Origin of the sequence: Collinsella sp. AM38-1BH, from assembly GCF_003467545.1 — a bacterium.
Classification (GTDB): domain Bacteria; phylum Actinomycetota; class Coriobacteriia; order Coriobacteriales; family Coriobacteriaceae; genus Collinsella.
Map to the genome: position 1 here is coordinate 179,757 of NZ_QSHC01000001.1, position 17,964 is coordinate 197,720.

General features: G+C 61.4%; 11 protein-coding genes. 4 read left to right on the forward strand and 7 right to left on the reverse strand.

The genetic code is table 11. The annotated features are described in order from the left end of the window. Positions 1 to 95: 95 nt before the first annotated feature. A complete protein-coding gene (locus DW870_RS09530; RefSeq protein ID WP_255412934.1) occupies positions 96 to 221 on the forward strand; it encodes a hypothetical protein in 126 nt (41 codons plus the stop codon). 487 nt (positions 222 to 708) lie between these two features. Here the strand turns inward: DW870_RS09530 and DW870_RS00715 are convergent, their stop codons facing one another. Further along, complete coding sequence (locus DW870_RS00715) at positions 709 to 2,100, reverse strand: ATP-binding protein (RefSeq protein WP_117769394.1); 1,392 nt, start codon at positions 2,098 to 2,100, stop codon at positions 709 to 711. A 714-nt stretch (positions 2,101 to 2,814) separates the two neighbouring features. Between DW870_RS00715 and DW870_RS00720 the strand changes: the two genes are divergently transcribed. Further along, positions 2,815 to 3,813 (forward strand): hypothetical protein, encoded by a 999-nt coding sequence (locus DW870_RS00720; RefSeq protein ID WP_117769392.1) that lies wholly within the window; start codon positions 2,815 to 2,817, stop codon positions 3,811 to 3,813. A 480-nt stretch (positions 3,814 to 4,293) separates the two neighbouring features. On the opposite strand, the gene xdh is transcribed toward DW870_RS00720, so the two are convergent. From xdh to DW870_RS00745, 5 genes are all read right to left on the reverse strand, one after another. Then, positions 4,294 to 7,071, reverse strand: a complete 2,778-nt coding sequence (gene xdh, locus DW870_RS00725; RefSeq protein WP_117769390.1) for a selenium-dependent xanthine dehydrogenase — start codon at positions 7,069 to 7,071, stop codon at positions 4,294 to 4,296. A 12-nt stretch (positions 7,072 to 7,083) separates the two neighbouring features. Continuing rightward, entirely contained in the window at positions 7,084 to 7,563 is a 480-nt protein-coding gene (locus DW870_RS00730) for a 4Fe-4S binding protein (protein ID WP_117769388.1), read from the reverse strand. An 11-nt stretch (positions 7,564 to 7,574) separates the two neighbouring features. After that, complete coding sequence (gene ygfK, locus DW870_RS00735) at positions 7,575 to 10,574, reverse strand: putative selenate reductase subunit YgfK (protein ID WP_117769386.1); 3,000 nt, start codon at positions 10,572 to 10,574, stop codon at positions 7,575 to 7,577. Positions 10,575 to 10,722: 148 nt separating this feature from the next. Then, the gene (gene ssnA / locus DW870_RS00740; RefSeq protein WP_117769385.1) at positions 10,723 to 12,078 is read right to left on the reverse strand and encodes a putative aminohydrolase SsnA; all 1,356 of its coding nucleotides are present in this window, start codon (positions 12,076 to 12,078) and stop codon (positions 10,723 to 10,725) included. A gap of 195 nt (positions 12,079 to 12,273) precedes the next feature. Further along, positions 12,274 to 13,668 (reverse strand): uracil-xanthine permease family protein, encoded by a 1,395-nt coding sequence (locus DW870_RS00745; RefSeq protein ID WP_035137475.1) that lies wholly within the window; start codon positions 13,666 to 13,668, stop codon positions 12,274 to 12,276. Between the two features lie 352 nt (positions 13,669 to 14,020). Between DW870_RS00745 and DW870_RS00750 the strand changes: the two genes are divergently transcribed. Continuing rightward, positions 14,021 to 14,677, forward strand: a complete 657-nt coding sequence (locus DW870_RS00750; protein ID WP_233506175.1) for a transcriptional regulator — start codon at positions 14,021 to 14,023, stop codon at positions 14,675 to 14,677. A gap of 112 nt (positions 14,678 to 14,789) precedes the next feature. Here DW870_RS00750 and DW870_RS00755 read toward each other — a convergent pair whose 3' ends face one another. Beyond that, positions 14,790 to 15,167 carry a Rid family detoxifying hydrolase gene (locus DW870_RS00755; protein WP_117769383.1) on the reverse strand — a complete coding sequence of 126 codons (378 nt, stop codon included), beginning with the start codon at positions 15,165 to 15,167 and terminating at the stop codon, positions 14,790 to 14,792. A 300-nt stretch (positions 15,168 to 15,467) separates the two neighbouring features. On the opposite strand from DW870_RS00755, the gene DW870_RS00760 reads away from it, so the two are divergent. Continuing rightward, positions 15,468 to 17,963 carry a U32 family peptidase gene (locus DW870_RS00760; protein ID WP_117848308.1) on the forward strand — a complete coding sequence of 832 codons (2,496 nt, stop codon included), beginning with the start codon at positions 15,468 to 15,470 and terminating at the stop codon, positions 17,961 to 17,963. The last annotated feature ends 1 nt before the right edge of the window (position 17,964 follow it).

Consider the following 17,964-nt stretch of genomic DNA (forward strand, 5'->3'; position numbering starts at 1 on the left):
ATTCGTATTTATGACCGCGCTTTGATAGAATGGCAGTTGTTGACGGCAGTTCCATGTGCCGGGCAGCGCCCTCCATGCGACGGGAGGTGATGCCCATGACCGATCTGATTGATTTCGTGAAGCTCCTGACCGCTTTGGTCTCGCTCCTCACGGCGCTTATCGGACTTTCCGAGGCACTTAAGCAGCGTACGAAGCAAAAGAAGAGGGGTCGACGCCGTTAAGGCATTGACCCCTTGAACTAAGTAACGGCGCTGCCCAGCTATCACCCTTGGGCTGCCGTCGACTTTATTCTACCTACGGTTGCCAGGTTTAACAAATGAATTTTCAGTAATGGAGCCCCGGAGCCCGCTCGCTCAACCACCTGGCCATCGGATTAGCCGGATTCTGGGACACGCCTTCCGTCCCAGGCCTCTACCGGAAAATGCGTCCCACCCTGAGGCTCAATTCCGGAACACGGTTTCCGTTTGAAGCCCCGATGGGAAAGCGTGTCCCGTTCCGAGAGCTCATTCCTGGATGCAGTTTCCGCTAGAGATGCCACCGGGAAAGCGTATCCCGTTTTGGAGCCAAATTCCGGGTCGTAGTTTCCGCCTGAGGGCCGATCCGGAAACGGCATCCCATTCTGAAGCCGAAATCTGGGACACGCTTTCCGCCAAGGGTTGCAAAAGGAAAGCGCATCCCATTCCGAGCATCACATCAGAGCGCGCTTGGTTATCTCCGCTCGCACATCTCGGCAAACGAAATCAGCTTGGCATCTCCCCTGCTCGCCGCAGCTTCCTGACATCCTTGCGTAAAGCCACGCTTCGAAAAGATCACGTAGCTTTTATGCTGCCGCCTAAAGAGCTCGCTTCGGTACACGAGCTTTTCCAGAACATCCTCGCCTACCGGTTCATTGCGCCATTTGCACTCCGCAAACAGCGCATCGCCCTCGCCATCGTCAACAATCAAGTCGATTTCTTCCTGCGTATGCGTACGATTATCCGTCCCCCACCAGCGCCCGACGCTCGCCGGAACCACATCGAGCTGGCCCGCCCGCGCGAGTTCGTACACGTATTGTCTGCATATGAGCTCAAAGACCGTACCCATGTAATCCGATACGTACGGCTCAATGCGCTTATACGCCATCTCGGCCATATCGTTTTGAATCAGCCCGATGTTCTGCGGAACAAACTTGTACCAGAACCTAAACATCTGATCGCTCAGCAGATACACGGCTCGCTTATTGCTCGTCTCGTTTAGGGGCAGCTCGCGCTCGACAATCCCAAGCGACGCCAGCTTATCCACATAGCTCTTTACGTTGCTCGCAGGGATTCCCGTAGAGCTCGCAATCTCCGAGATCTTCGAGCGCCCCTGAGCAATTGCTTGCACGATTGCATCATATTGCTCGGGATTGCGGCACTCTTGCAATAGCAGGTTACTCGGCTCCTCAAAGAGATAGCCCGTAGGAGTAAGAAAAAGACGTTTGATGTTGTCCTTGAGCGGTGCGGCAGGATCGACTTTCTCGATATATGCAGGAATGCCGCCCGTCATGCCATAGCAAACTGCAGCGTCTTCGCGACCCATGCTCTGCCACAGGCCGAGAGTCGTCATAAAATCGAGCGGCAAGATCTTAAACTGGGCCGTACGCCTACCGTATAGTGGGCTCTCGTAGCCCAACACCTGTTCCTCCATAAACGAAAGAGACGAGCCGCACAGGATAAGCATGAGCTTGGTCTCTTTGTACAAGTGATCGATCTTGTCTTGCAGCAACGAGCTGATCTCGGGATTCGATTGGGCGAGATAGGGATACTCGTCAATCACAACAATCAAACGTTCCGTGCGAGCCATGGTGGCCAATGCATCGAACGCCTCGTCAAAACTACGAAACGACACGCCTGCAGCACCAACCGAACCCGCAAGTATCGCCTGGCTAAAGCCGTGCAGGTTTGCCTCTGCATTGGTACGACGAGCTTGAAAGTAAATAGCCCTCTTGCCTTGGATGAACTCTGTGATAAGGCGCGTTTTACCCACGCGACGGCGGCCGTAAATCACAGGCATCTCAAAGGAGCCCGTGCCATACAGTCGATTGAGCTCGGACATTTCCGCTGTTCTTCCGATAAACATAGGGCCATCCTTCCTTTACGTTATAGCTAGCTATATTATACCTTCCTATAATATAGCTAGCTATAACGTAATTCGACAGGCAGCGCACGCAAAAGGGGCGGTACACCACCGCACGTGGACCGTTCCGGAAAATGCATCCCGTTCTGGAGCCAAAACTGGGCCGTAGTTTCCGCCAAGCATCCCATCCGGAAAGCGTGTCCCGTTCTGAGTGGCAATTCCGGGACACAGTTTCCGCATGCGGCCCGTTGGGAAAGTTCATCCCGCTCTGAAGGCTCGTTCCGGGATGCAATTTCCGTTTGAGGCCCGATCTGGAAACGGCATCCCACTCTGAGGCCGAAATCTGGGGTGTAGTTTCCGCTTGAAGGGCTGTCCGGAAAGCGCGTCCCATTCCGAGTGGCAATTCCGGGTCACAGTTTCCGCAGATACAAGGCGACAGTCCGCCGCCCTTATCACATGCCTTCAAATATGCGATCCAGAAACACAAAACAGCAGATAGAATGCTCTTTTTCAAAAAGTACACGTCCCGAAACTTACCAAGACTTCATATCCAGTTACCGTTCACGGTCGCCGATTACCGCCCACCGATTCAAACAAGAAATATGTTGCCAAAAGCAGGTCATCTACCTGCATGGTTAGATTTTGGTCAGCTTTTGGTCAGCTGAGCGGCAAGTTCCAGCTGATACGTTTTTGCTACCCAAAAGGAGGCGGTAGCTCATGACCCATTGCAATGACCAGCTCATCGACCAACTGCTCACTCAAGCCGAACAAGAGGGGCGCTGCCTGATTCCCCCGAGCACGGCGATCCGAAAAGCGCTCCTTCGGCGCACCGGCGGCACGGTTGTCTCGCCCATGCCGGGGTTGTTTGCGCGAAAAACGCGCTGGGATGAACTCAACCGAGCGCAACGCCATTGCGAAATCCTCCGCGCCCTTGCGATCATCCACCCCGATTGGACGTTCTGCTCGTTTTCGGCCGCCTGTCTGCTGGGGCTCGAGGTCTCGTGGCGACACCTGAATGTCGTGCATGTCTGCAGTACCACCAAGCCGTCGGCTCGTCCGGGCGCACATATTCAGCGGCACCAGATTGAGCCGGCCGGAGCAAAACGCAGAGCCGGCATATCGGTAACGCCGCCCATCCAAACGGTTACAGATTGCCTGTTGCAGACCGGTTTTGCCGACGGTATGCCCATTGCCGATTCGGCGATCTCAAAGCTCGTCCTTGTGCGGGAACAGCTGATGGAGGCCGTCGAGCAACGAGCAACTGCCCGCAATGGTCGCGCGATTCGTACGGCTCTCACAACGCTTCGATATGCCGACGCCCGCGCCGAGAGCGGCGGGGAATCGGTCGCCCGAGCCGTCATGATCGAGACGGGCTTTGCGCCCGATTGGCTTCAATACGAGCTGACGGACCCCTTCAATTCGGCCAAGCCCATACGAACGGACTTTGCCTGGGAGCGCCAGGCGCGGGAACTCACGCTGGGCGAGCTCGACGGGCTCATCAAATATACCGACCAGACCATGCTGGCCGGACGCACCACCGCCGAGGCGCTCGTTGCCGAACGACAGCGCGAGGCGCACCTATCGCTCTACGGTCACCCTCTGCTGCGCTTTACCATCAGCGAGGTCCGCTCGGCAGGAGTGCTCGCCAAAAAGCTACAGACGGCAGGCATCCGGCAGACCGCGCTGCCGACATGGCTCAACGAGGTGGACCTGTAGGAGCTGTTGAGCTTATGCCCGCCTGCCCATCAAACTGGGGCACACTTTCCAGTTGGCGGCACCGCGGAAACCATATCTCAGATTGAGTGCTCAGAATGGGATGCGCCTTCCATATGGCATACCTAGCGGAAACCGTGTCCCGGAATCAAGGCCCAGAACGGGACACGCTTTCCGGCTGAAGCGCCCAGCGGAAACTGCATCCCGGAATAGACGCTCAAACTGGGACGCAATTTCCGCTGAGGTTCCATCCGGAAACTGTGTCCCACTCCGAGCGTCAATTCTGGGATGAACTTTCCGCCAGAGGGTTCAGCCGGAAACGGCATCCCACTCTGAAGCGAAATTCTGGGACGCAGTTTCCGCATGCGGAGGCGCTCCAAACAAAAGGCCCCGACTCACGATGGAGCTGGGGCCAAAGGCGCAGCATATGCAGTTGATGTTGAGCGCGAACAGCTCGTCAGTAATGGCTGTCCGCGCCCTACCCTACCCGCGGTTGCGGACGCGGCTGTAGGGCGTATCCACCATGGGCAGATTTGGACGCAGCTTGCCGTCAAACGTGCGGTAGGCGTTCTGCACGGCGGGCGCCGTGGGGATCGTTGCGATCTCGCCGATGCCCTTGCCGCCGTATGCCACGGGCAACAGTTCGTCCTTCTCCACGTAGATGGCGTGGATATCCGGAATCTCGGGCGCGCGGAACAGCCCGAGCGTGCCGTACCTCGCCTGGGGCACGCAGTCCTTGAGCGGCCAATCCTCGGTAAGCGCATAGCCCATACCCATGAGCACGCCGCCTTCGATCTGACCCTGGATGGAGATGGGATTGACCACCTTGCCGGAATCGTGTGCGGCATAGACCTCGCTCACGCGGCCGTCGTCGTCCAAAATGACCACATGCGTGGCAAAGCCGTAGCAGATGTGACTCTTGGGGTTGGGAACATCCGCACCCAGCTTGTCGGTCGGCTCCAGGTACACGTAGCCAAACTCGCATCCCTCGAGTGCCTTGATAGCAGCCGCGGGATCTTGAGGATACATACCCTGGCCGGCGACGAGTTCCTGTGTGTGCAGCTGATAGGCGCGACCGTCGTCGTACTCGATCTTGATGCCATCACCATGGGCGCTCACAGGAGCATCGGGTGCATGCTTGCCGGCCTCGATGTCAAGCATGGCATCGCGCAGCAGGAAGGCGGCGCCGCGCACGGCCTCGCCGGTCACGACCGTCTGACGCGAGCCAGACGTGGTGCCGGAGTCGGGAGCGTTCTCGGTAGAGCACTCGCCATTGGCGATGCAGCGAAGCGGCAGGCCGCATGCCTCGGCAACGTCCTGCAAAAAGACCGTGTTGCAGCCCTGGCCGATGTCGGACGTGGCAGCATAGACCACGGCCACGCCGTTCTCGACGCGAATCTTGCAGCGGCCGGCATCGGGCAGGCCCACGCCCACGCCGGCGTTCTTCATGGCGCAGGCGATACCGGCGTGTCCGGGATGCGCATAGTAGGCATCCTTGACCTCGAGCAGCGTCTCCTTCAGCGCCGTGGAGCAGTCGGCAATCTGCCCGTTGGGCAGAACCTCGCCCGGCTCGATGGCGTTACGGTAGCGAATCTCCCACGGATCCAGGCCGACCTTCTCGGCCAGCAGGTCGATCAGGCTCTCGAGCGCAAACTCGGACTGGCAAACGCCAAAGCCGCGGTACGCGCCGGCGGGCGGGTTGTTGGTGTAGTAGCCAAAGCCGCGAATGTCGGTATTCTGGTACTTGTAGGGGCCGACGGCATGCGTACAGGCGCGCTCGAGCACCGGGCCGCACAGCGACGCGTAGGCGCCGGTATCAAAGTTGATCTCGCAATCCAGGCCGGTAAAGTTGCCCTCGGCGTCGCAGCCCAGTGTAAAGGTGCCGTCCATGGCGTGGCGCTTGGGATGGAACGCGAGCGACTCGGCACGCGCGAGCTTGCACTTCACGGGACGCTGGAACTTATATGCGGCGAGCGCGGCCAGGTGCTGGATGGACACGTCCTCCTTGCCGCCAAAGCCGCCGCCCACGAGCATGGTCTCGACGACCACGCGCTCGGGCTCGCTATCCCAGCCAAACATGTGGGCGCACTCTTTACGCGTGTCGTAGGCGCCCTGGTCGGTCGACTGCACCTTGACGCCGTTCTTGTACGGGAAGGCGACGGCGCACTCGGGCTCCAAGAAAGCATGCTCGGTAAAGGGCGTAGTAAAGCGCTGCGTCACGGTGAACGCGCTCTCCGCCAGCGCCTTGGCGGCGTCGCCACGCGTCACGTGACGGCTCTGGCATACGTTGTCCTTGAGCTCCACCGTGTTGCCAAAGGCAAAGAAGCTGTCGTGCAGGCGCGGAGCGTCGGCAGCCCTGGCCTCGGCGATGTTACGCACGGGTTCCAGAGGCTCGTAATCAACCTTGACGAGCTTCTTGGCCTTCTCGAGCGTCGCCTCGTCCTCGGCAACCACCAGCACGATGGCATCGCCCACGCAGCGGGTGATATCGCCCTGGGCGATCATGACGTCCCAGTCCTGGATAAGGTGGCCGACCTGGTTGACCGGCACGTCCTCGGCGCGCAGAATGCCCACCACGCCGGGCAGGGCCTCGGCCTTGGAGGTATCGATGGAGAGCACGCGGGCACGCGGGTACTTCGAGCGCACGGCGCTGGCATAGGTCAGGCCCGGCTGGTCGAGCTCGTCGATGTCGTCGGGGTACTTGCCCTCGCCGAGCACCTTCTTGCGCACGTCGATACGGAAGGCGCGCTTGCCCACGCCGTAGTCATCGCCGCGCTCCAGGTCCTCGTCGATCTGCTTTTCGCCGCGGAGCACCGCGGCTGCCAGCGAAATGCCCTCGATAATCTTCTTGTAGCCGGTGCAACGGCAGACGTTGCCGCGAATGGCGTACTTGATCTGTTCCTCGGTGGGCTCGGGGTCCTCGGCGATGAGTGCCGCACCCGCCATGACCATGCCGGGGATGCAAAAGCCGCACTGCACGGCGCCCACGGCGCCAAAGGCGTACACAAAGGCCTCGCGCACGTCCTCGGGCAGGCCCTCGACGGTTACGATGTTACGGCCGGCGGCAAGCGCGGTGGTCAGCACGCACGCCTTGACGGCCGCACCGTCCACGTGGATGGTGCAGGTACCGCACGCGCCCTCGGAGCAGCCGTCCTTGGCGGAGTGAATATGCAGGTCGTCCCGCAGGTAGCGCAGCAGCGGTTTGTTCTGAGTCGTCGTGCGCTCCACGCCGTTAACGGTAAAAGTGAATTCCTGTGCCATGGTGATTCCCTTCTACACGCCGGCGGCAATGCCGGTGCGGTCGTGAATGGCGCCATGCAGGCACACAACCGCGCACATGCCGCACGACAGGCAGTCCGCGCCGTCGATATGGGCGCAGTTGTCCTCGATGCGAATAGCGCCGGCAGGGCACTTTTTGGCGCACATGCCGCAACCGATGCAGCTCGTGTCGCAGATCTTGCGCGCAATGGCGCCCTTGTCGGTGTTGTTACAGCGCACCAGGATGTTCTGGTAGCCGGGAACGAAGGCAATCACGCGCTGCGGGCACGCCATGCCGCACAGGCCGCAGCCCGTGCACTTGGAGCGGTCCACGCGGGCAACGCCGTCGACCAGTGAGATGGCACCGTGGGGGCAAGCCGTGACGCAGGCGCCACAGCCAATGCAGCCTTCGCTGCAGCGGGCATCGCCGCCTGCGGAGGCGCAACCGCTTCCGCAGGCAACGTAGGCCACGTTATGTTGAATGGATTTGGCCATAAGAGACTCGCCTATTTCTTAAGAAGGTACGAATAGTTGTCGCGCACAGCCCTGATGGTCAGGCGGACGGCCTCGGGAAGACCGGTGTTGACGGCATCGACCGAGACGGTGCGGACCGTGCCGGCGACGCGAACCTTAAAGTGGTCCTCGTCCACGGCCAGGAAGCCCTCGTTCTCGGAGTTCTCCATGTCCTCCTCGCTCCAGAACAGGGTGAGCTTGTCCTTGTAGGGACGACCCTCCTGGTAAGGGCAGAACACGGCGCAGTTGCCGCACTCGTTGCACATGCCGTCGACATGGACGACCTGATGCTTGGCCAGGCCCGGCACCTTAATTGCCACGTTGGCGCGGTTGGGGCACACGTCGCAGCAGACCTCGCACACCGAGCCGCAGCCCAGGCAGCGGGTCTTGGTGCAGTTGCGTTTGTCGCGGCACAGCGACCCCTTGCGCTCGTAGCAGGTGTCCTCGCGGCCGGCCTGAGCATTCTGGTCGGCGTACTTGTTAAAGTCCACGCCGGCGATGGCACGGGCAACCTCGGCGGCATCGGCGATGGCCTCGACCACGGTAGCAGGACCGCGACGGCAGTCGCCCGCAGCCCAGACGCCCTCGACGCCGGTGGAGGTGGCGGCAAGGCGGCCGCGACGGTCGTGCTCGACGCCCGCGGCATCGTACAGGCTGGCGTCGATGCCCTCGCCCACGGCGCAGATCACCGTGGTGGCGGGAAGCTCGACGGTCTCGCCCGTGGCGACGGGGCTGCGACGGCCGCTTGCATCCGGCTCGCCAAGCTCCATAACATCGCAGGTCAGCACGGCGCCGTTGAGTGCCTTGGGCGCCAGCAGCTCGCAGAACTCAACGCCGTCGGCAAGAGCAAGATCAAGCTCTTCCTCGTCGGCGGGCATCTGCTTCTTGGTGCGGCGATACACCAGGCGCACGTTCTTCACACCAGCCAGGCGCTTGGCCACGCGGGCAGCATCCATGGCGGTGTTGCCGGCGCCGATGACCACGACGTCCTCGCCCAGCTCGAGCTTCTCGCCCTTCTTGGCGGTCTCGAGGAACTCCAGCACGTCGAGCTCGGCACCCTCGCCCAAGCCCGCAGAGCCGGGCATCCAGGCACCGGTGGCCACGACCACGTCGGTAAAGCCCTGGGCCTTGAGCTCTTCAATGGAATCCACGCGAGCGTTGAGCTGCACCTTGGCGCCAAAGGCCAGGCAGAGCTCGGCATCGTGGGAGATATCGTCGCTCGCAATACGGAACTCGGGGATCACGTGGCGGACCACGCCGCCGAGCGAATCGCGGGCCTCAAAGATAGTGACGGGCACGCCGGCACGCGTCAGGAAGAACGCCGTCGCCAGACCGGCCGGGCCGCCACCGATAACGGCAACGTTGTGCTCGCCGTCGTTGGCAATGGCCTGGGCGCGCAGCTTGGGCAGCACGGCGGTCATGGCCTCGCGGGCAGCCTTGAGCTTGCTGGCGCGAATCTGGGCACCCTCGGGCTCGTAGAACGCACGCTCGCAAGCGCGGCCGCAGGGATGCGGGCAGATGGTGCCGGTGATAAACGGCAGGGCGTTGCGCTCGATGATGATGTTGAGCGCGTCCTCGAAGCGGCCCTCGTCAACAGCCGCCAGATAGGCGGGAATATCCTGCTGGATGGGACAGCTCGTGCGGCACGGCGTGGTAAAGCAGTCGGAAAGCGGGCTCTTGCCGGCGACCTTGCGGTCGGGCAGCGGGCGCAGCGGCTTCTTGTAGAGCGGGTTGGTGAGCGAGTCGGTCTGAATCGCGGTCACGGCCTCGAGCGAGACGCCCGCAAACGGCTTGCCATCCAGGTCGGTAAACTCGCCGGCCATCTGGCTAAAGCGCTCGTAGCCACCGGGCTTGAGCACGTCGGTCGCCAGGGTGACGGGCCAAATGCCGGCATCATACAGGGCGCGGATGTTGTAGACCGTGGCACCACCGGAGTAGCTGATGCGCAGCTTACCGTCAAACTGCTCGGTAATGCGGCGGGCGGCCTCGATGGTCAGCGAGAACAGCGAACGGCCGGACATGTACATCTCGGTAGAGGGCAGCTCGTTTCTCGTCACGTCGACGGGGAAGGTGTTGGTCAGCTTGACGCCAAACTCCAGGCCGCGCTCGGCGCACAGGGCAATCAGGCGCTCGAACATAGGCACGGCATCGGCCCACTGCAGGTCCTCACGGAAGTGCGTGTCATCGAAAACGATGTAGTCAAAGCCCAGCTCGTTCAGACGCTGGCGGGCAAACTCATAGCCCAGCAGCGTGGGGTTGCACTTGATGTAGGTGTTGAGACCCTTCTCGGTAATCAGATAGGTCGCGATGCGCTCGATCTCCGCCGGCGGGCAGCCATGCAGCGTGGACTCGGTAATGGAGTTGGAGACGCGCGCCGGGATGGACTCGACAAACGCGGCATCGACATGCTCAAACTTGTCCAGGTTAGCGAGCGCCCACGTGCGGCACTCGTTCCAAACCTCGGAGCCGCTGGCGTCCTTCATGCCCTCAATGTACGCATCGACCTTGGGGCTCTTGATGCCCTCGAGGTCATAACCCACGGACATGTTGAAGACAAAACCATCCGGGCTGCCCAGGCCGTACTCGCGAGCGATCAGGTGGCAGGCAAACCATGCCTTCACGTACTCGGCAAAGGCCTGCGGAACCTCGAGCTCGGTCGACCACTCGCAGTTGTAGCACTCGTCCTGCGCCACGATGCAGGGCTTGTTCACACACTTGGAGAGCTCCTCGCCGTCCATAACCTGAACGGTCTTGAGCTCAAAGAAGCGGGAACCGGCCACGTAGGATGCCACGATGTTCTGGGCCAGCTGCGTATTGGGACCGGCGGCCGGGCCAAACGGAGTCTCGATGCGCTCGTCAAAAATGGGAAGCGCGCCCTCCTGGTTGGTCGTGACCATCTTGCGCACGCCAAAGACGGCGCCCTGAGTCTTGTGCTCCTCGATGATCCAGTTCATCAGCTGCGAAAACGGGATCGGCCTCATGATGTCGCTCATAATGAGCTCCTCTCTGTAACGCCCGGCGAGACCGCGCGACGGGCGCAAATACGGTGTAGCGCTAGCACAGCGCCGGCGACCCCGCGGAGGCCGCCTATACGCGCGTCGAACGCGGCGAAACATCCGACGCGCGTGAATCTACTTGTAATTAGTAGGTGCGTTCGTTGAGCGTGCTCCAGAGCTTCTTGGACTCAGCCATGGTCCACGCGTTGATCTTGTCCTCATCAATGCCAACGAACTCGCGATCCTTGTACAGGACGCGGCCGTTGATGATGGTGGTGCGGCAGTTTTTGCCCATCATGCCAAAGAGCATGTGGCCGTCGATGTTCTCCTCGCTCAGCGGCGTAAAGGGCTTGTAGTCCATGACGATGACGTCGGCGGCAGCGCCGGCCTCGAGCACACCGAGTTTGCGATCGAAGTACTTGCTGGCCATCTTGGCGTTGTTCTCGAACAGCATCGTCATTGCCTCGCACCAGCCCACGTTGGGCATAGCGGCGTTGTGACGCTGAATGATCAGGAAGACCTTGAGGCTCTCGAGCATATCGTGGGTGTAGGCATCGGTGCCCATGCACACGGGGATGCCGCGGCGGAAGAACTCGAGCACGGGGGCGCAGCCCACGGCGTTGCCCATATTGGATTCGGGGTTGTTGACGAGCCAGGTGCCGGACTCCTTGACGATATCCATCTCGGCAGGCGTCACGTGGATGCAGTGGCCCAGCATGGTGTCGGGACCCAGCAGGTTGTGCTGCAGCAGGCGCTCGACGGGGCTGATGCCGCCGCGGTTGAGGCGGGAATCCCACACGTCGTTCATGCCCTCGCACACATGGATGTGGAAGCCGGTCAGGCCGTTGTTGGCCTCGGCCATCTTATCCATGGTCTCGTCCGAAAGCGTAAAGGTGGCATGTCCGCCAAACATGGCGGCGATCATATGGTTGTCGTTATCGCGACGCTCCTTGGCGGCCCACTGGGCAAATTCGGCGTTCTCGGCAATGGCCTGGTCGCATTTTTCCTGGCCGCGGCGATCGGAGACCTCGTAGCACAGGCACGAACGCATGCCCAGCTCCTGAGCTGCGTCCTTAATGGTAAAGAGGCTACCCGGGATCTCACAGAAGCTCGCATGGTGATCGAAGATCGTGGTGACGCCGTCGCGGATGGAGTCCAAGATCGTGGCATAGGCGCTGGCCTTGGTGCCGTCGAGCGTCAGGTTGTCGTCGATCTTCCACCACTGCTGCTCAAGATTCTCCAGGAAGTTGGTGGGGTTGCAGCCCTTGATGGCAAGGCCGCGGGCTAGACCCGAATAGATGTGGGTGTGGCAGTTGATGAGTCCGGGCATGATGAGGTTGCCCTGGGCGTCGACGTACTCGGCATCCGGGTACTTGGCCTTGAGCTCGCACTCGGGGCCCACTTCGACGATCGTATCTCCGTCAATGGCGACCGCACCGTTTGGAATAAACGGGGTCTGAGCGTTGCGGGTAAAGACGGAACCGTTAGCGACCAGAAGCATGGATGCTCCCTTCGACATCAGAGGCGGGGTTTGACACCTCTGACATGGCGGAGTGCGAAGCGCCGGCCTACACCGGAAACGGGCCCTCTCCCGTCAACGCTTCACCAAAGGGACAAACCCTTTGAAGTGCGGCTTGGCGCCGCATGACGTCGGCGGACGAGGCGATGCGTCCGCCGACGAATAGCACCGAATTGGTTACTTCTTGCTCTCGGGCAAGACCAGATCCACGGCAGCGTCCTTGGCAGCATCGATGTGCTGGGCCACGACCGGCGTCTGCGGAAGGATCAGGTTAAGGACAATGGCCATGATGGCGGTGGGGGTTACGGCATTGGAGCCGATGACGGTGGAAACCCAGGTGGGCATACCCTCGCCGGCAAGGCAACCGCTGGCCATCCAGATACCCAGGCCAAAGACGACGGAGGTACCGACGATGGTGGTAGTGCGCTGCGTGAGGCCCTCGCGGGTGAACATGCGCACGCCGTTCATGGTGATGGTGCCAAAGACGCCGACGGTCGCGCCGCCGATGACGGGCTGCGGGATAGCGGAAAGGACGGCAGAGAGCTGCGGGAACAGACCGGCGATGGCAAAGACGGCCGCAATGATCACAAAGACCCACTTGTTGACGACCTTGTTGGAGCAGATGATGCCCACGTTCTGGCCAAGGGCGCTGGTGGGAAGACCGCCCAGCAGGCCGCCGACCATAGAGGTGAGGCCCTGGGACACAATAGCGCCGGAGAGCTCGCGCTCGGTGGGCATACGGTCGATGGAGCCCAGGCAGGCGGCGGAAACGTCACCGATAACCTGGATAGCAACCATGGGGAACACGACGGCGAGGGTAATGCAGACCTCGGGATCAAACTCGAGCGCGTAGGGCATGAGCTTGGGAAGGGCGAAGACCTGAGCGGTGGCGACGCTGGAGAAGTCGATCATGCCAAAGGGGATGGAGACGATCATGCCAACGATCATGCCAAAGAACACGGATCCCAGCTTGAGCGTGCCCTTGCCAAAGTTGGCGAGCGCAAAGACCACGGCGAAGGTGATAAGAGCGACGCACCAGGCCTGCGGGGTGCCCCACAGCGGCGTACCCATACCGCCGGCCATATACTTGACGGCCGTGGGATACAGCGAAACGCCGATGGAGAAGATGACCGTACCGGTCACGACGGGCGGGAACAGCCACTTGATCTTGCTGTAGGCCAGACCAAAGAGGACCGCGACGGCGCCGCCGACGATCTCGCCACCCAGCAGCGCACCAAAGCTAAAGCCCGAGGCACCCATGGCCTGCAGGGCCGGCAGGAACGCGAACGAAACGCCCATGACGATGGGCAGGCCGCCGCCGATGCGACGGAAGGGAGCGAAGGCCTGAAGGGCCGTGTCGATCGCCGAAAGAATGAGCGCGACCTGGATGATGTCGGTACTCTGCTGGCTATTAAAGCCGTAGACGCCGGCCATGATGACCGCCGGGGTAATGATGCCGGCAAACGATGCCAGTACGTGCTGAAGGGCACACGGGATCATTTCCTTAACGGGAGGCATGCCTTCGCGAGTGAACAGGGCTTCAGTGCCGTTCGTAACCGTCTCCTGGGTCATTTGACCACCAATCCTCGAAGTAGTTGTTTTCGCATCTAACGCTCTATTGTGACGCAGTGCGGGGTTGAGGTTGTGCCTTCATTGCATATCGTATTAAAGATGATTCTCATTCTCAATAATAATTTTTTGTTATCAGACTATTCTTCAGCTGAAATAACGCATTTCCGCAGGTCAGGAAAGTGTCTGGTCAAAATAACATCTAACTTTTCTTTTGGTCAACCGTTTACCGCTAAATTCCTACCGTTCGTCTGCATTACGCAATGTACCTGCGGATATACGAGATGATGGGCAGCGTGTTACCATGAGAAAAAATTGTTATGAACATTTCCGATTTCACCCAAAGGAGTTGCCCGTGAACGAGACCGTACGTCGCTTTTTGCCGATGGTCGATTTTCTGGAGCAGATACTCGGCAAAAACAGCGAAATCGTGCTGCACGATTTCTCGGATCCCGACCACGCCATCGTCGATATTCGCAACGGCATCGTAAGCGGCCGCAAGGTCGGCGGTCCCGCCACCGATCTGGCACTCAAGATCATGCACGACGCCAAGTATCGCGACCTGCCGTTTATTACGGGCTACGAGGGGCGCGGTGCCGGCGGCAAGACGTTGGAGTCAGCGACGTACTTTATCCGCGAGAATGATGAGATCGTCGGTATGCTCTGCGTCAACACCGACCTCTCGACCGTGCGCTCCATCAACGCCATGGCGCAGCAGCTCATGGCGTGCTTCGACGCGGCGCCGACGCGCACGGAGCCCGCCCCTATCGAGGTCGAAAGCCTTTCGGAGTCTACACAGGAGCTCATCGACCGCAGCATTGCCGAGTTGCTGAGCGCGCGCGGGCTGGATGTAGCGTCGCTTGGTCAGAGCGACCGCGTGGACGTCATTCGCCACCTCAACGGTAACGGGGTGTTCATGCTCAAGGGCGCCGTGGCCTGCGCCGCCGCCGCGCTGGGCATCTCAGAGCCCAGCGTCTACCGCTACCTGCAAAAAGTCCGCAAGGAAGGCTAACGAGCAAAATGGAGTGCGGCTCCACAAGCGATCCGTCACTTGATAAAAGACCCTGCAGCTCGCACGCGCTGCAGGGTCTTTTTGCATGTCATGTTTAGTTGTGGCCAACGCCTTAGAGAGCGGCAACGACCTCGATCTCGACCAGACCGCCAGCCGGAAGGGCGGCAACCTGGAAGGCGCTGCGCGCGGGGAACGGGGCCTCAAACTTGGAGGCGTAGATCTCGTTCACGGCGGCGAAGTCGACGATGTCGGCCAGGTAGACCGTGGTCTTGACGACATCGGCAAAGGTAGCGCCGGCAGCGGTCAGCAGGGCCTCGACGTTGGCGAGGGACTGCTTGGCCTGGGCCTCGACGCCCTCGGGCATCTTGCCGGTCGCGGGATCGATGCCCAGCTGGCCGGACAGGAACACCATGTTGCCGGCCTGGATACCGGGGGAATACGGGCCGATGGCTGCGGGTGCGTTATCGGAAGACACGACGGTCTTGCTCATGTTTTTCTCCTTACGATCAATTGAGAGAGCGTGAGCGCGGTGTTCGCACCGGGAGGCACAGTTCGGTCTGAACACCGCGCTTGATTGGGATAGTACTCAAGGTTTCTGTTTGATGCAAGAATATTATCAGCTTGCGAGAATATTTTATCGCCCAACGGTTTCCCCGAACCGCTGAACGGTTCTCATGTGGAGCAGCCAGTCCAAGCTGCTGAAGACTTTGTCCTGCTTAGGCTGCGGGCGTCGCCCACCGCAGCGACGCCACTATACTTTTGAGTATCTGAGCATTTTGAAAGGCAGGATATGACCGCAACCGCCAGTCGAACCACCAACCGCAGACCCGAGCTTTTGGCGCCCGCCGGAGGGCCCGAGCCTTTTGCCGCCGCGCTCGCTGCCGGGGCAGACGCCATCTACTGCGGCATGGGCAGCTTCAACGCCCGCCGCAAGGCAACAAACTTTACCGACGAGGCCTTTGAACAGGCCTGCCGTGCTGCACACCTGGCCGGCTCGCGCGTTTATGTCACGGTAAACATCGTCATCAAGCAGTCCGAGATGGGCGATGCGCTGCAGCTCATCCACCGCTGTTCCACGCTGGGCGCCGACGCCTTCATTATCCAGGACTGGGGCCTGTTCTTTGAGGTCAAGCGCACCATGCCCGGCATCGAGACACACATCTCGACCCAGGCGAACATCCATGACGACCGCGGGACTATTTGGTGCCGCGAGCAGGGCGCCGACCGCGTGACCCTCTCGCGCGAGCTCTCCATTGACGAGATCGCCGCCATCCACGACGCCGCGCCCGACGTCGACCTCGAGGTCTTTAGCCACGGTGCCATCTGCTTTTGCTACTCGGGTCTGTGCCTTCTCTCGAGTTTTGCCATGGCGGGCCGCTCGGCCAACCGCGGCATGTGCGCTCAGCCCTGTCGCCTGCCTTACGAGCTAATCGACGAGAACGGCCGCTCGCTCTCCCCTGCCGGTCGCGAACGCGCGCTATGCCCGCGCGACACCAATACCTCGCAGCTTGTTCGCCGTCTGTATGACGCCGGCGCCGCATCGCTCAAGCTCGAGGGCCGCATGAAGGCCCCCGATTACGTGTATTCCATCGTCGACGTGTATCGTCATCAGATTGATGACATGCTGGCCCATGTTTCGACCTCTAAGGATGAAGAGGCCGCCCGCCAGCGCCAACTCAAGCGCTGCTTTAACCGTGACTTTACGCACGCCTACCAAGACGGCACCTCGGGCGACGAGATGATGAGCTACGAGCGCTCCAACAACCGCGGCCAGATCGTGGGCACGGTGCTGGGCAGCCGCCTGGCCAACCGCGATGTGCGCGGGCTCAAGCCTGACGACCGTCGTCGCCGCGCCGCCATCGCCCGCATCGAGCTGTTTGAGCCCGTGGGCAAGGGCGACCTGCTGGAACTTCGTCACGACGATGAGTTCGACCAATTCCTGACCACCATCGCCGCCGATGATGCCGCTGCCGGCGACATCATCGAGTGCCGCGTGCCCCGTAGCATGCCCGAAGGTTGCCGCGTACGCGTGATTCGAAGCCAGCGCGCTATCGACGCCGCCGGCGCCGCGCTCAAGCGCGACGTGCTGCGCCGCCGCGCCGTAGACGTGTCCGTCGTGGCGCGCCTTGGCGAGCCTTTTACCGTGACGCTCACCTGCTGCGACGACCCCACGCTCACCGCCACGGCCACGGGCTTTACCGTCGAGGCCGCCAAGACCCGCGCGGTCGAGGCGTCCGATCTGGTTGAGCATGTAGGCCGCATGGGCTCCTCGCCCTTTGAGGCCGCGAGCTTTGATGTGACGCTCGATGAGGGCTGCGGCATGGGCTTTTCCGCCGTACATAAGGTGCGCACAGCCGCTTGCAAGGCGCTCGAGGAGGCCATTCTGGCACCGTACGCGAAGCGTGCCCGCACGCTCGAGCTGCCGGCGATTGTCACCAGTGATTCCCGCCCCATGCCCGAGCACTACCGCGATGAGCCGCAAATCTGCGCCACCGTCACCTCGTTCGAGGCCGCCGAGGCTGCTCGCGCCGAGGGTGCAACGCGCATCTACATGACCACCGACGCGCTCGATGCGGCCGAGCTCTCCCCCGCCGATGCGTTTGAGCAGGGCATCGTGCCCGTACTCGACGAGGTCTGCCGCGCCGTTGACCACGCACGCGTCGATCCCTGGATCAATGCCGGAGCCACCGTCGCCGTCGGCAATATCTCCGAGCTCGCCGTAGCCGCGCAGGCCGGCGCCACGGTCGAGATTCGCTCTTGCCTGCCGGTGCACAACACGCCCTGCATGGAGGCACTCGCCGAGCGCGGGGCCGGGGCGTTTTGGCTCTCGCCCGAGATCACGCTCGACGAGATTATCTCGCTTGGCACCTCCGCGCCCGCAGCCCTGGGCATCACCGTTTTCGGCCGCCCGCGCGTTATGACGAGCGAGCACTGCATCCTGCAGGTTGCCAACGGTTGTATCCACGATTGCGCCAATTGCCGCCTGCGCGCCCGCAAGCTGTCGCTCAAGAATATCGATGGCAAGGTCATGCCAGTGCGCACCGACGTCCACGGCCGCTCGCGCCTGTACGATGCCTACCCCATCGACCTCACGCCGCAGGTTCCGCAGCTGCTCGACGCCGGCGTGCGCCGTCTTATGGTTGACGGAACCCTGCTCGAGTCCGATGAGATTGGCCGCGCCGTCGCACGCGTCCGTCGCGCCATCGAGGCCGCGCAGGCCGGCCGTAAGCCCGCCGCCCGCCTGCACGGCGCCACCTCGGGCTGTATGTTTGTGGGAATTAGCTAAC